This is a genomic window from Sphingobium sp. SA2 (assembly GCF_032227065.1).
Classification (GTDB): Bacteria; Pseudomonadota; Alphaproteobacteria; order Sphingomonadales; family Sphingomonadaceae; genus Sphingobium.
In genome coordinates, this window is the sequence record NZ_JAPMXX010000006.1 from 2,221,749 (window position 1) to 2,236,505 (window position 14,757).

General features: G+C 64.9%; 3 protein-coding genes. 2 read left to right on the forward strand and 1 reads right to left on the reverse strand.

Going from position 1 to position 14,757, the window contains the following annotated elements; genetic code table 11:
- The first annotated feature begins 389 nt into the window (after nucleotides 1-389).
- Nucleotides 390-1,934, forward strand: coding sequence for a Fic family protein (locus OVY48_RS18545; protein ID WP_313923927.1), 1,545 nt, complete (start codon nucleotides 390-392; stop codon nucleotides 1,932-1,934).
- A gap of 364 nt (nucleotides 1,935-2,298) precedes the next feature.
- Here OVY48_RS18545 and OVY48_RS18550 read toward each other — a convergent pair whose 3' ends face one another.
- Nucleotides 2,299-4,113, reverse strand: coding sequence for a diguanylate cyclase (locus OVY48_RS18550; RefSeq protein ID WP_313924844.1), 1,815 nt, complete (start codon nucleotides 4,111-4,113; stop codon nucleotides 2,299-2,301).
- A 414-nt stretch (nucleotides 4,114-4,527) separates the two neighbouring features.
- Here OVY48_RS18550 and OVY48_RS18555 point away from each other — a divergent pair, with 414 nt between their 5' ends.
- On the forward strand, nucleotides 4,528-14,229 hold the full coding sequence (locus OVY48_RS18555; protein WP_313923928.1) for an autotransporter outer membrane beta-barrel domain-containing protein: 9,702 nt from the start codon (nucleotides 4,528-4,530) through the stop codon (nucleotides 14,227-14,229).
- Nucleotides 14,230-14,757: the final 528 nt, after the last annotated feature.

Below are 14,757 nucleotides of genomic sequence, written 5' to 3' on the forward strand. Positions count from 1 at the left end.
TAGAAAGACGGATTGGCAGGTTTCAGCATGAGCGGCCATTCACGCGCTAGCAGAGGAACGGCTTGAGTTGGTCGTAGGCCGCCAGGCGGAGTCTAGCGACCGTGCAGGAGCAAGTCAGTTTGCTCGCCCCCGCCAGCTTGGAGGCCTCAGCGTTTCTCCGTAAGGCGACGGATCCACCTTCTGTGAGATTAAAGCGATCCGACGCCGAAGGCTCCTTGATGGCCCAGTTTGAAGCGGTCCGCTCTGGCAGGGCATCAATTAGGTCGAAGGAGCATATGTTTGGAGATCGATATTCACATATAGTCGTCGATAGTGATTGAAATTCATAGCCAGTGATCCATATTCGCAGTTGGTCTAGACCGCAGTGAGCGGTTTTTACGGGATCGTTTATGGGTGAGTGGCCTTCGCAAGCAGTGATGGATTTTCGCGGACGGCGCTTGCCTGAGTCCGCGATCCCGCAGGGCTATGCTGCGCTCATAGCGAGATATGATCTGTCGCTGCCCCTGCCGCCGCACCTTGCTGCCATCGCCGAGCGCCATCATCCCGCCTCAACCGACGACTGGACGCTCCTGACGCCGAGACATTTTGCCGAAGCGACTCTCGCGGGTCAGTTGGTATTTGCCCTCAAATGGGAGGGTGTCGACCTTAGCGTCCTTGCACGCCTCTTTGCGACCATTGGCGCGCAGACCATAAGTGACTTCATTCTCGCGACGCCAACGGGCGCGTTCGCCCGTCGTATCTGGTTCCTCTACGAATGGATCACCGGCGAGGCGCTTGATCTTCCCGACCCCGGCAAGGTCAAGGCCGTTCCGCTCATCGACGACAAGCTACAGTTTGCGTTGGCGAAAGGCCGGGTGTCATCGCGCCACAAGGTCATCGACAACCTCCCTGGAACGCCTGCCTTCTGTCCGATGGTCCGGCGTACCAATGCCCTCGAAACCGTCGCAGCCAAGCAGCTCGACCAACTCGCCCGCGCGGAGATTGGCAGGGTCCGTGGCGACGTCATCGCCCGGGCTGCCGCCTTTCTCCTTCTCAATGATTCCAAATCATCCTTCGCCATCGAGGGCGAACGCCCCTCCGGAACACGCGCGGCGCGCTGGGGGCAGGCAATCGCGCAGGCAGGGACGCACCCGCTCACGATCGCCGAGTTCGAACGCCTTCAGCGCGTCGTCATCGGCGAGGATACCCGCTTTGTTCGGCTCGGCCTGCGAACCGAGGGCGGCTTCGTCGGCGTCCATGATCGCGAGACAGGGGAACCGCTGCCCGATCACATCAGCGCCCGCCATGAAGACATCGAAAGCCTGCTGACGGGTCTTGTCGCTTATGCCGAACGGACCTTGGATGGTGGCCTTGATGCCGTCGTTACCGCGGCCGCCATGGCCTTTGGCTTCGTCTATATCCACCCCTTCGTGGACGGGAACGGCCGCATCCATCGCTGGCTGATCCACCACGCACTGGCCTCGGCTCACTACAATCCGACAGGGCTCGTGTTTCCCATCAGCGCCGCGATCCTGCGTCAGCTCGACGGCTATCGCTCCGTTCTCGAGACTTATTCGCGTCCCCTCCTTCCTGAGATCGAATGGCAGCGAACCAAGGAAGGCAATGTCGAGGTACTCAACCAGACGATCGACTTCTACCGCTATTTCGATGCCACCGCGCATACCGAGTTTCTCTATGCGTGCGTGGAACAGACCATCGTGGAAGACCTTCCGCGCGAGGTCCGCTTCCTAGAAGCATTCGACCAGTTCAGCGATGCTGTGCAGGAGATCGTCGATATGCCTGCGGCCCGTATCGAGCTGCTGCAGAAGTTTCTTGAGCAAAATGCCGGCCGCTTCTCCCAGCGGGCGCGGACCCGAGAGTTCGGTGCCCTGACCGACGAGGAATCCAGCCAGATCGAGCAATTCTACGCAGATGCCTTCGGAGAGGTCGAATGACGTTTTCCCTCCTCGACCAACGCCGCTTGGCGATTGAAATCCTCGCCACGCTCGTGAACATCAAACGCACAGCCGCAGACCAGCTCTTGCGGCGTGCGAATGTTCCGGAACCCCTGATCGGTCGCTTTCTGAGTGCCCGCGACCCGGCAACCGGCACAAAGCTGTCGAAACGCGTGGTGGGCGCGATGGTGCTCGACGCACATGCTACCGAAGGTCGCGAAGCCACGGTCATCGACGCGCTCAGCAGCATTGCCGCCAATTGGGGTGCCTACCATCTCGCTGCCGACCAATATCAGGCCGCGACGGTTCAGAAAGTGCGCGAGGTCAGACCTGAGCTTGCTGAGCAGCGCGAACAGGAAGACGATCAGGCCGCACTGTGTCCTGAACGGCGTGTGTGGGCGACGACGATGCGTTCACGCCCGGCTTCCTTTGCGCGAAGCAGGGCGGCATCTGCCGTTTTGACGAGCGTGTCGAACGGGCAATGGAGCGGCGCGCAGGCCATGCCAATCGAGACGGTAATTGGTCCCAGTTCGCGTCCGTCATGCTGCATCCGCAACGCATTGACGCGGGAGCGGATGTCTTCAGCGCGTTGGCTGGCTTGCTCGACGTCGAGTTCCGGCATCAGCAGCAAGAACTCCTCGCCGCCAAAGCGGAAGGCAAGCCCGTGCTCGCGCGTCAAGGTCAGCAGGATCTTGCCAAGAGCGCGGAGCACGGCGTCGCCCGCGTCGTGGCCGAACTGATCGTTGAACCGCTTGAAATGGTCGACATCAAGCATCAGGCAGCTAATGGGTCGTCCGAGCCGATCAGCCTCTGCCAGTTGAACTTCGAGTACCATGTCGAGCTGGCGGCGGTTGGCGAGACCCGTCAGCGGATCGGCCATCGCCATCTCTCGAAGCGCATCGCGCAAGTGCAGGTTTCCAAGGGCCAGGCCGATATTTTCCGCAAGCCCCCTCAGATAGGTTTCGCTGACCTCTCTCGCGGGTTCAGGAAGGTCAGCGCGGGGCTCCAGATAAAGCAGCCCGAGGGTGACGCGCTGGGCGATCAGCGGCAGGCAGATCGAAGCCACGCCAATGTCGCCTTGAGGATCGACATGGTCGCAGGGAATATCGATCAATTGTCCGCATGGCCGATGCAGATCGCTTCGCTGCAAAGCCCAGCAAGCCATCGGCGAAAACTCTGCCCGTGAATGAGTCGGTGCCAGCCACGCGCATCGTTCGACCATGACGTTGCGTGATTCGTCCAGGCGATAGAGACGGCCGGCGTGCCCAGGCGCGATCTCGGGCAAGAATCCCGAGACGACCCGTTCGAGATCGTGCATAGTATCGCAGCCCTGCATCCGCTGGGTCATCCGCGACAGCAAGGCACGCATGGTTTGATCCCCGGCGCGCTCGGCCTCGAGCCGTTGGCGTTCGAGCCCGTTTTCGCGAAATATGCGGATGGCCTGGGCCATGTCGCCGATCTCGTCGATCTGGTCGTAATCCGGGGCTTCGACGGCATAGTCCTGCCTGGCGAGCCGGCTGACGACGTCGCTCAGCCGCACCACCGGATGCAACACCCGCCGCTTGAAGATGAAGTAGAGGACGCACAGCGACAGAAAGCCGGTAAGCCCCAGCACCATCTCCGAACTTGTCTTCCAGATCCGGGCTATCGTCGTTGCGGCCGCGACCTCGGCATCGGTACGCTGGTCGAGGCGATACTGGAAGCGCTCGATATTGCCAGCGACGCGGTCGAGGCCCCGTTCATACTCGGCGCCGAACAGGATGGCACGGGCACGGTCATCGTCGCCACGCTGGAAGGCAGCGATCGCGTCGACCTGCTCGTCCTGAAGGCTATCGGCCCAGCGTATCGCTTCGGTGAGCGCCTTCAACTCGTCCGCCGAGGCGCCATTGTCCTTGAGGTGACGAACGCGATTCTCGACCGATCGCAGGGCTTCGACCTCGCGACGGTAGGCGGCAAGGTGGGCCTCTTGGCCAGTGATGACGAAATCCCGCGCCTGGTCACTCGATGCGGATACTTCGGCAGCAATCTTCGAGGTGGCTTGATCAAGCTGGTAGCGCTGCGCGACCGCCGCACGCTCCTTCTCCTGCGCGCCGGACGCCAGCAGCATCGTCGTTGCCGAGGCGAGCGTCAGCAGGACGGTCGCGCCGTAGGCCCAGTTCGTGATCGTCGCTAATCGCATAGTGCGCGTGATAGGAACAAGTCTGCTATAATTCGTTAACCTAGCGGGGCGTGAGCAAGCACAAGTCCCGTAACTCGCCATTTCCGACGCGAGGCGAGGGGCATGCCATTCACGCTTCGTGGCTTGCGAACCGCCACGGGTTCGCTGAGGAGGTGGGCGAGATGACATTTCGACAGCCCCTGCCGTCTGGCGCGGCTGCCTTCTGCGCCATTTTGGATATCTTGAACTTGCAGCTGCCATCGGTCAGGTGAAGCGGCTTCTTAATATTTTGTCCCTAGGCTTGAGATAGTTGCACGACGGCCTGTCGTTTAACGCGCGCTGATATGGCCCCGGTCATGCTTGTTTCGCGAAAGCTTAGGGCCAATTCGCGCGCGTAACATATATCGCTCCTTTGGTTTTAGATGGAAGCCAGTCATGCCATTCGAAACGCCCGCGTTCCAAACCCCTGCAACGACAAGGCTGCAACGGCGCATGGTGCAGCATTTGCTGGGTGCCGCGAGCCTGGGTGCCATAGCTTTCGTCGCGACCGCCACTGAGGCGCGAGCGCAGGTGGTCGTCAATTACGGCAACCCCGCCTATCTCGAAGGGCAGCACGGTGCCGATGGCGCTGCGGGCAAGGACAACCGGCAGAACAACAGCTGTGGCACAGGCCCCGGCGGCGATGGTGCCACCGGTCCGATCGCCAATCACGGCGGTAACCCGCTGACCTATGCACCGGCGAGCCCGACCGCAACCCGCAACGGATCAATCGCGATTGTCGGCAGTCGCGGCGGCGCGGGCGGGCACGGCGGCAACGACATCTACGATGACGGTTGCGTTTATGACGGCGGCAATGGCGGTAAAGGCGGCAATGGCGGCACTGTGAACCTGACCATCAATCCGGGCGCGAACCAGCCGGCCGGTGGTTATACGGCGAGCAATACGGGTATTCTGGTATATAATTATGGCGGCAATGGCGGGACGGGCGGCAATACTCGGCGCAAGACATTTTCCGGGGGTGACGGCGGCCTGGGCGGCAATGCGGGCTTCATTTCGCTCGTCAACAATGTCAGCCTCAATATCGTAGGCGGGCCGACGGCGTTCGGCATCGTCGCGCAAAGTGGCGGCGGCCTAGGCGGCGAAGGCGGCTATGCCGATAACGGCAACAAGAATTCATCCGGCGGCAACGGTCTGCCCGGTGGTTCGGGCGGTGATATCTATATCACGAACAATGGGGCCATCCGAACCAATGGCGGCATGGGCATCGTCGCGCAGAGCATCGGCGGCTTTGGCGGCAATGCGGGCACCAGCGTCAGTGGTTATGGCGGCGGCGGGGGCTATGGCGGCCATGCGGGCGTCGTCGGTATCGCCAACTATGGCGCGATCACCATCGGCAGCGCATCGGTTCGTGATTGCGAAAGTTCGGGCCTTAGTGGTTGCAATCCGGTCAGCATCGCGGCGATCGCCGGCCAGTCGGTCGGCGGCGGCGGCGGCGATGCGGGCGGCGACGCCGGACGACATGCGCTGGGTGCCGATGGCGGGAAGGCGGGCAATGGCAACATCGTCAACATCACTAATACGGGCACGGTCAGCATCTTCGGTTCGTCGTCTGTCGGCGTATTCGCGCAGTCGGTCGGCGGCGGCGGCGGCAAGGCAGGTTTTGCCACGGCTAGCGGGCGCCGGTCAGTGGCGGTTGGCGGCAGCGGCGGCGATGGCGGCGTGGGCGGCGGCGTCTTCCTGTTTAACAGCGGAGACATTTGCACCGGCAATGCGTGCCTTGCAGGCCTGAGCACGACGCCGAACAATGACGACAGCGCTGGCGGCGCGTTCGGCCTGTTCGCCCAGTCGATTGGCGGCGGTGGCGGCAGCGGTGGCTATGCCAAGGCGAAGTCGAAGACGATCTTTGGCGGGTCGGCACATGCCACGGGCGGCAGCGGCGGCGGCGGCGGCAATGGCGGCGAGATCGCGCTACTTAACGGCGGCTCGATCCACACCGTAGAGATCAGTTCGGCGGCTATCTTCACCCAGTCGGTGGGCGGCGGCGGCGGCAATGCCGGCGGCGCGATGGCGATGGCGACGTCATTCCTAGGCGAGGCAACCTCGGTTGCGCACGGCGGAACGGGCGGCGGAGGCGGCAATGGCAACATCATCACCGTCAACTGCAACACCTTCAGCACGAACTCGTACCGGCCTGCAATCTGCGGCAACAGCGGACGCGGCAGCCTGACCACGCCGGCGACCGGCAAGATCCTGTCGACGGCGGGCCTGTCGTCGCAGGGTATTCTCGCCCAGTCGGTCGGCGGGGGCGGTGGCAGCGGCGGTTATGCCGTAGCGCTGTCGGCGGGCTTTTTCGGCGCGTTTTCCGTGGCGCTGGGCGGATCCGGCGGCAACGGCGGCACTGGCGCTGAGGTGTTTGCCAGCACTGGCGGCGCCTCCATCGCGACCCGCGGGTTGAGCTCGCAGGGCATATTGGCGCAGTCGATCGGCGGCGGCGGCGGTAGCGGCGGAACGGCGATCGATGCTGCGCTGGCAGGAACCGTAGCCATCGGCATCGGCATTGGCGGCACGGGCGGATTGGGCGGATCGGCAGCGGCGGTCACGGTGGAAAATCAGGGTGGGCTGATAACGACACAGGGCGATTTTTCCCAAGGCCTGATGGCGCAGTCGATCGGCGGCGGCGGCGGTGCGGGCGGATCGGCAATCAGCGGCGCGGCAGGTATCGGCGGGTTGGCCGTAACGCTGTCGGTCGGTGGCAAGGGGGGTACCGGCGGCGTCGGCGGCGGGGCATTGGTCTATAACCTGACCGATGCTGGCGCGGCTTCTATCACCACCAGCGGCTATGGCTCGAACGCGATCCTGGCGCAGTCGTTCGGCGGCGGCGGCGGCAATGGCGGCTATGCGACTGCAGGCTCGGTCTCGATGGGCGTCGGCAGTGCCAACAGCATCGGCGGCGGCGGTGGCGGTGGCGGCCTGTCCAGCGCGGTTAGCGTGGTGAATGGCGGCGCGCTGACGACGACGGGCGGTGGCGCTGCGGCATTGCAGGCGCAGTCGATCGGCGGCGGCGGCGGCTCCGGCGGCTTTGCGGTGGCGGGCAGCTATGGCGGCACGCTTGCAGCCAGCATCGGGCTTGGCGGTTCGGGCGGCATCGGTGGCGGTGCCGGCACCGTCAATGTCTGGAGTTCGGGCGACATCACCGCGAAGGCCGCGACGACCGGCAATGCCGGCGGCATTCTGGCGCAATCGATCGGCGGATCAGGCGGCAGCGGCGGCTTCGCCATAGCAGGCAGCTATAGCCCCAATGTTTCGGGATCGCTCTCGCTCGGCGGCAATGGCGGCTATGGCGGGCGCGCAAGCGCCGTCACCGTCGCGCAGTTCGGTAATACGACGGTCACTGGTGACCTGTCCTCGGCCGTCGTGGCGCAAAGCCTAGGCGGGCATGGCGGCAATGGCGGCTTTGCGATCGCTGGCGGCTATGGCGGCACGCTGGGCCTGAGCGCGGCGATCGGCGGCGATGGCGGCTATGGCGGCATTGCCGGCGATGTCATGCTGTCGCTGGCCGATCGCAACCGCGCTGTCATCACCACCGGGAGCCAGTCCAACGGCGCGGTCGCACAGTCGATCGGCGGCAATGGCGGTAACGGCGGATGGGCATTCTCCGGCGCAATCGGCGCGCTGAGTGCGGTGTCCGTCTCGCTCGGCGGATCGGGCGGCAGCGGCGGGCGCGCCGGGAATGTTATGCTCATTTCGGACCAGTCGGTTACCACCAATGGATCGCTTTCGGTTGGCCTGTTGGCGCAATCGATCGGCGGCAATGGCGGCAGCGGCGGGTTCAGCGCTGCGCTCGCCGGGGCGGCCGTTGTCGCGCCCGCGATCTCGGTCGGTGGAGCAGGCGGCAACGGCAGCATCGCCGGGTCGGTCAGCCTGATCAGCAATGGCAAGATCGTCACCAAGGGGGATCTTTCGACCGGCATTCTCGCTCAATCGATCGGCGGCAGCGGCGGCAATGGCGGATCGGCGCTCTCGGGCGCGATCGCCACGGGCTTTCCGCGTGTCCCGCTGTCGGTCGGCGCAGCCGGAGCGACCGGCGGCAGCGGCGGCACGGGTCAGGCGGCAAAGGCGGTTGCCGTCCAAAGCACCGGCGACATCGTCACATCGGGTCTGTCCTCGATCGGGATTATCGCGCAATCGATCGGCGGCGGCGGCGGCAATGGCGGCAACGCCGCGGCCTTCAGCGTCACTGCGGGCGGCGGCAACAGCAAGAACACATCGGTTTCGGCCTCGGTCGCGATCGGCGGCGCGGGCGCGGCAGGCGGCGATGCTGCCAGTGTCACGGTCAACCAGTTCGGCAACATCGTGACGGGCGCGCCGGTCACGCCGGGCAGCATCAGCAGCGGCGACCAGTCGATCGGCATCCTGGCGCAATCGATCGGCGGCAGCGGCGGCAATGGCGGATCGGCCTATGCCAATTCGATTGCGGGCACCGGATCTGTTTCAGTGTCGGTGGGCGGCGGCGGCGGCGTGGGCGGCAATGGCGGCACGGTCGCGGTCAATTTCAACCCGTATGAATATATCGCGTCGTGGAGCGACCTGGTCCGCAATATCGGCGACAATCCGACTTATGGATTCGAGCATTTCCTCACCAGCAGCATCCGTGAGGGAAGAAACGCAAACGGCTTCAACGTCCGCCAATATCTGGCGAACTATTCCGACGTGAGCGCGAAGTTCGGCGATGACCTCACCGCTGCCGCGAGGGATTATGTGACATCTGGCTATGCGGCAGGCCGCACCGACAAGCCGCTGGCCGGCGTGGCCTCGATTGCGATGCCCAATTCGGGCTCGATCACCACTTATGGCAACGCAGCGTCCGCGATTTATGCGCAGTCGGTCGGCGGCGGCGGCGGCAATGGCGGCTGGTCCGATGCGAGCGCGTCGAGCAACAAATATGCTGTAGCGGTCGCGATCGGCGGCTATGGCGGCGGTGGCGGCCACGGCAGCGATGTGATCGTGACGCAGACCGGCGGCACACTCACAACGCACGGCGCCCAATCGAATGGCATCTTCGCGCAATCGGTGGGCGGCGGCGGCGGCAATGGCGGCGCGGCCAGCGCATCGGCGACGGGCGAAGCAGGCGGCGCGCTCAATGGCGGTGCGGCTTCGTACAGCGGCAGCGGCTTTGCCCAGCAGACCAACAGCGGTGCATCCGTCTCGACCGCAGCGCAGCTTGCGACCTCCGGCCCGCCCGCTTCGGACGAGAAGGCCGATAACGGCGCTGGCGCATCGCTCAGTATCGGCGGCAGTGGTGGGACGGGTGGCCAGGGTGGCCGGGTGCTCGTCAACAATGCGGCCCGCATCGCGACCAGTGGCGACCTGTCCAATGGCGTGTTCGCGCAGTCGGTCGGCGGCGGCGGCGGCAATGGCGGATCAAGCACAGCCAATGCGTCCGGCGGCAACTATTCCGGCGCGATCAGCCTGGGCGGCGCAGGCGGCGTCGGCGGCAATAGCGGCGACGTGTCCGTGGTCAGCACCCACGCGATCAGCACTGGCGGCAATGTTTCGTCCGGTATCTTCGCCCAGTCGGTGGGCGGCGGTGGCGGCAGTGGCGGCTCGACATCGACTTCGGCAACCTCTGGCGGCGCTGCAGCGCTCAGCTTCGCGCTGGGCGGTTCGGGCGGTGGCGGTGGCACCACCGGGGCCGTGCTGGTCAAGAATAGCGGCGCGATCACCACGCTGGCGAGCAATTCGGCGGGCATCTTCGCCCAGTCGGTCGGCGGCGGCGGCGGCAATGGCGGCGCGGCCTATAGCTCGGCCGAAGCGGCTCCCGCCAGCAGCGGGTCGTCCAGCTCGACCCAGGCGAGCGTTCGCACGGGCGGGACGGCCTATACCTCCGCCAATAACGCCACATCCTCGTCCGCTGGCCACAATAGCAGCGGCGGCCAGGGCGGCGCGGGCGGCGACGGCGGCTATGCGGTTGGCATGAGCCTGGGCGGGGCTGGCGGTTCTGGAAGCGCGGGCAACGCGGTGTCCGTGGCGAACAGCGGTTCGATCACCACCGGCAGCGCGTCCACGGCATTCCTCGCGTCGGGATCGGCGGCGATCTTCGCCCAGTCGGTCGGCGGCGGTGGCGGCAATGGCGGGTCGAGCAGCACCAATGCCAATGCGGGGAAGGCTAGCGTCTCGATGTCGATGGGCGGCAACGGCGCGGGCGCGGGCGCAGGCGGCGCGGTGCAGGTGACGCAAAGTGGCGGCCTGCTCACCACCTATGCGGCGGGCAGCAGCGCGATCTTCGCGCAATCCGTTGGCGGTGGCGGCGGCAATGGTGGCTCGACCAGCTCGACAACCGGTTCGGGCGGTTCCGCGTCGGTGGCGATCGGCCTGTCCGGTACGGGTGCCGGCGGCGGCGCGGGCGGCGCTGTGCTGGTCTGCGGCACGACCAGCGGTGGCCACTGCGCCACGGCGACCAGTGGACAGGGCATCGTTACCTTCGGCACTGGCTCCTACGGCATCTTCGCACAGTCAGTCGGTGGCGGTGGCGGCAACGGCGGCGCGTTCAGTGCGGCGGCAACCGCCGGATCGGGCAGCGGCGGCGGCAGCGCTTCAAGCAACACGACCTATGCTGGCAATGCCGACGCGAACACGGCCAGCGGCATGGCAGTGGCAATGGGCCTTGGCGGCAATGGCGGCGCGGGCGGCGGCGGTTCCGCCGTCGAAGTGGCCAATCAGCTCGCGATCACCACCGCAGGCGATCAAGCGACGGCGATTCAGGCGCAATCGGTTGGCGGCGGCGGCGGCAATGGTGGATCGGCGACCAGCAACGCCAATGGCGGTTCCTATGCGATTGCAGCGGTACTCGGTGGATCGGGCGGTGTCGGAGGTTTGGGTGGCGCGGTATCGCTCACCAATGCGGGCGCGATCAAGACATCGGGTGCGCTGGCTTACGGGATGTTCGCGCAATCGGTGGGTGGCGGCGGCGGTTCGGCCTCGACCTCCAGCGCGACCAGCGCGGGCGGCGGTACGGCCAATGTCGGTCTGACGCTCGGCGGTTCGGCGGGCAGCGGCCAGCATGGCAGCGCAGTCACGCTGACCAGCTATGGTCAGGTCGCCACCAGCGGCGCAGGCGCGTTCAGCCTTATCGCGCAGTCGATCGGCGGCGGCGGCGGCATCGGCGGCGCCAGCAGGCTCAGCGGATCGACCGGCGGGATCACCGCATCGTTGAACCTGGGCGCGACAGGCAATATCAGCGGCGATGGTGGCGCGGTTGCGGCGAGCTATTCGGCTAGCCTCTCCACCACCGGCGCCAATGCCGTCGCACTGCTGGCGCAGTCGGTCGGCGGCGGTGGCGGTGTCGCCAGCTTCACCGATCAATCCACGGGCACCAACAGCGGGAGCGCCAACGGGCGGCTCGGCCAGCTAAACGGCTCCGGCGCCGCAGGCAATGTAGCGGTAACCGGCACGTCCAACATCACAACGAGCGGCGCGCAGGCAGTGGGCATCCTTGCCCAAAGCGTATCAGGTGGCGGCGGTCTGGCAAGCTTGTCCGCGTCGCCGGCGAGCAGCTTTTCCGGGACCATGACCCTTGGCTCCGCCGGCACCTCCGCCGGGACGAGCGGCACCGTGAATGTTTCGGCTACCAGCGGCGCCATCGCTACACGCGGCAATTTCGCCCATGCTATTGTCGCGCAATCGATTGCGGGCGGCGGCGGCATGAGCCAGGTGATTGCCAGCAATGCCGTGCTCGGCGGCAAGCCCGGCGGCACTGCAACGGATGTCGCCATATCCTCAAATGCTACTATCACCACCAGCGGTGTGGGCGCGATCGGCATCGTTGCACAGAGCATCGGCGGCGGCGGCGGTCTCGCCATCTCGTCGGGAAGCGCAAGTCTTGGCGGGTCGATGGCTTCGCCATTCGTCACCACATACGTTCCGGCTTCCGTTTCGCGGACTGGGTCGGGGTATGTCTACACGCCCGCAACATTCGTTACCACCGGGACTGGCTCCAATGCCAACAGCGCCAACGTTACCATCGCCAGCAATGCAGCGATCTCCACCACTGGCGTCAACGCGATCGGCATCCTTGCCCAAAGCGTGGGCGGTGGCGGCGGCGCGGTCCTCTCCAGCGGCAATGCCGTATCGGCGACCCCCATCGCCGGCACGTCTGCCAATTCCGGCAACGTCACCGTCAATGTGAATGCCTCGATCTCCACCACGGGCGCGGGTGCTTACGGCGTCGTGGCCCAATCGGTCGCAGGCGGTGGCGGATTGGTGATGAACGGTAACTCTGCGCGTCTGATCAGCGCAGGCGCAGGCGGCGTATCCGGTGTCGTCACGGTGAACCTGCGCAGCGGTGTGTCGATCAAGGCCACGGGTGCCGGGGCGAGCGCCATCTATGCCTTCTCCTCGACTGACCCCATCCTCAATATCGAAGAAGGGGCAAGCGTCTTGGGCGGCGCAGGCGGCCATGCAGCGCTGCTAGATTCGCCCATCAACCTCATCAACAACAGCGGCACCATGTCCACCATGGACGGTGATGCGGGAATGGCCATCAAGAGCCTGTCCGGCGACACCACCATCGCCAACTACGGCACCATGCTGGGCAGCATCGCGCTGAAGGACGGTGGGACGAACCTTCTCCACAATCTGGCGGGAGGCACGATCCAGTCGGGGTCATCGATTGATCTGGGTAGTGTCGGCCACTTCCGCAATGACGGCATCCTTGGCAATGCATCAGGCGTCGGCAGCGTCCTTATCAACGGTGCGTTCACGCAATCTGCGACCGGATCGATCCAGATCGGGGTCGATCATCATAGCGGGCGTTCCGATACTTTCCATATTCTTGGCGCTGCGCAACTGGACGGCACGCTGGAGATCAAGACGCTCAACGCCGGGTCGGTCCGGCCGGGCAGCTTCAAGCTCGGCGGGGTCGTTTCGGCCGTTGGCGGGCTGGCTGCGCAGGGCATGACGCTCAGCACCGCCCGGAGCGCGATCCTCAGCTATGCGCTCGCGGACGAGGGCGGCGTGCTCAGTCTTGTATCGACCGCGAATTTTGCCCCCGAAGGCCTTAGTGATGCCGGGGTTGAGATCGGCAATGCGTTCGGCGCGATTCAGGATCGGGGCGGATCGGCACTGTCACGCCTGTTGACGGCACGACTGGTCGGACTCGATAGCACCCACAAGCTGGAAAGCGCCTATAAGACGCTCGGTGCTGGCGGGGTGACGATCGTGCCCAGGCAAGTCCTGTCCGCAGCACAGCGATCTGTCCAGTCGGTTACCGATCGCCTTGATGGTTGGCGTGTCGAACCCATGCAACCCGGCGCAAACCGGTTCTGGCTGACGCCCACCGCATCTGCGGGGAGCGGGGCAGGACTGTCCAGCCAGCTACGCGGCGTAACCGTCGGCATCGATGGTGAAACGGGAGCAGACCCCATCCTGCTCGGCGCCGCGTTCACCTATATGGATGCGTCCTCGAGCCTGGTGGCGCCCCATTCGAACGCGCAGGGCGACCATTATTCGCTGAGCCTATACGGCATCGGCCATATCGGTTCGGCTTATGTGTCGGCACTGGCCCAGGTCGGCACCGGCACCACCCGTTTTACCCGCCGACTGGATGCGCTGGGTGTCAGCGTGGCAGGTTCGCTCAAGCTGAACACCAAAACCGTCGGCGCGCGGTTCGAAACCGGCTATGCGTTCGACCTTGGCGGACCGGCAGCGCATATCGTGCCGTTCGTTTCTATCGAGCCGATGCGATTGTATCAGGGTTCCGCGACGGAGAACCTGTCCAACGCCCGTGAAAGCGCGATCACTTTCCACAAAAAGACGATCACCGCCCTGCCGATGTCGCTTGGCGTGCGGGTCGATGGCCGGTGGAGCACTTCTGGCGGCGGCAGCTTCTCGCCACTGTTGCAACTGGCCTGGATTCACGACTTCCAGACCGATCGCAGCGTGGCACGCAGCTTTGCGGAGCTTCCGTCGATTCAGATCAGCCGGACGACTCTGCCGGCCGACGCCAACGCCGCATTGGTTCGGTTCGGCGGGCAGTGGAGTGCAGCGCGGTCATGGTCGGTGAGCGCATCCGGCGATGCCCGGCTATCGCGCAACTACAGCACTATCGGGGGAACCATCAGCCTGCGCTATGCCTGGTAAGGCTCGGCGCGAACGGCCAGACTGCAATAGGGCGGCCCGGTCTGGTCGCTGCGGTCGGTAACGCGGGTCATGGCAATTGCATGCCAACCGTAAGCCGCGGCGCGAGACGGTATCTGCTGTTCCACATGTTCCCATTTCGAACGGATGTCATTTTGCAGCCGTTTGTGCAGGATCTGTTGAACTGCTTGGTCGAGCGATGTTGGGGGGAGGGTGATCGTCCCGGTTCACGGCCAGATCGGCACCCTTTGAAAGAGCCGCAAATTCATCGCGTCCTATGGTGAAGACCAGCTCGGGTCGGAAGCAGGGCAGGGAGGATTGAATGCTGACATTGATGTTAGCTGGGGAAAGCCATAGTCGCAGAAAATGAGATCGTTACAATAAGCGTCTGATGTTTCAGTTTTGCCGTCTGCCCAGCAGCCCTGCGCCCTCAAAATCCGAACATGCTGATGCAAACCAGCCAGGCATAGGTCTGAGGGTCAGCCGAAGTTTGCCGCCGTCCCAGCTGGCCACTGGTCGGTAGGGTTCATA

What these genes read in the sequence shown, in the direction of transcription:
- OVY48_RS18545 (WP_313923927.1), top strand. Translation starts at nt 390, where the DNA reads ATGGGTGAGTGGCCTTCGCAAGCAGTGATGGATTTTCGCGGACGGCGC.
- OVY48_RS18550 (WP_313924844.1), bottom strand. Translation starts at nt 4,113, where the DNA reads ATGCGATTAGCGACGATCACGAACTGGGCCTACGGCGCGACCGTCCTG.
- OVY48_RS18555 (WP_313923928.1), top strand. Translation starts at nt 4,528, where the DNA reads ATGCCATTCGAAACGCCCGCGTTCCAAACCCCTGCAACGACAAGGCTG.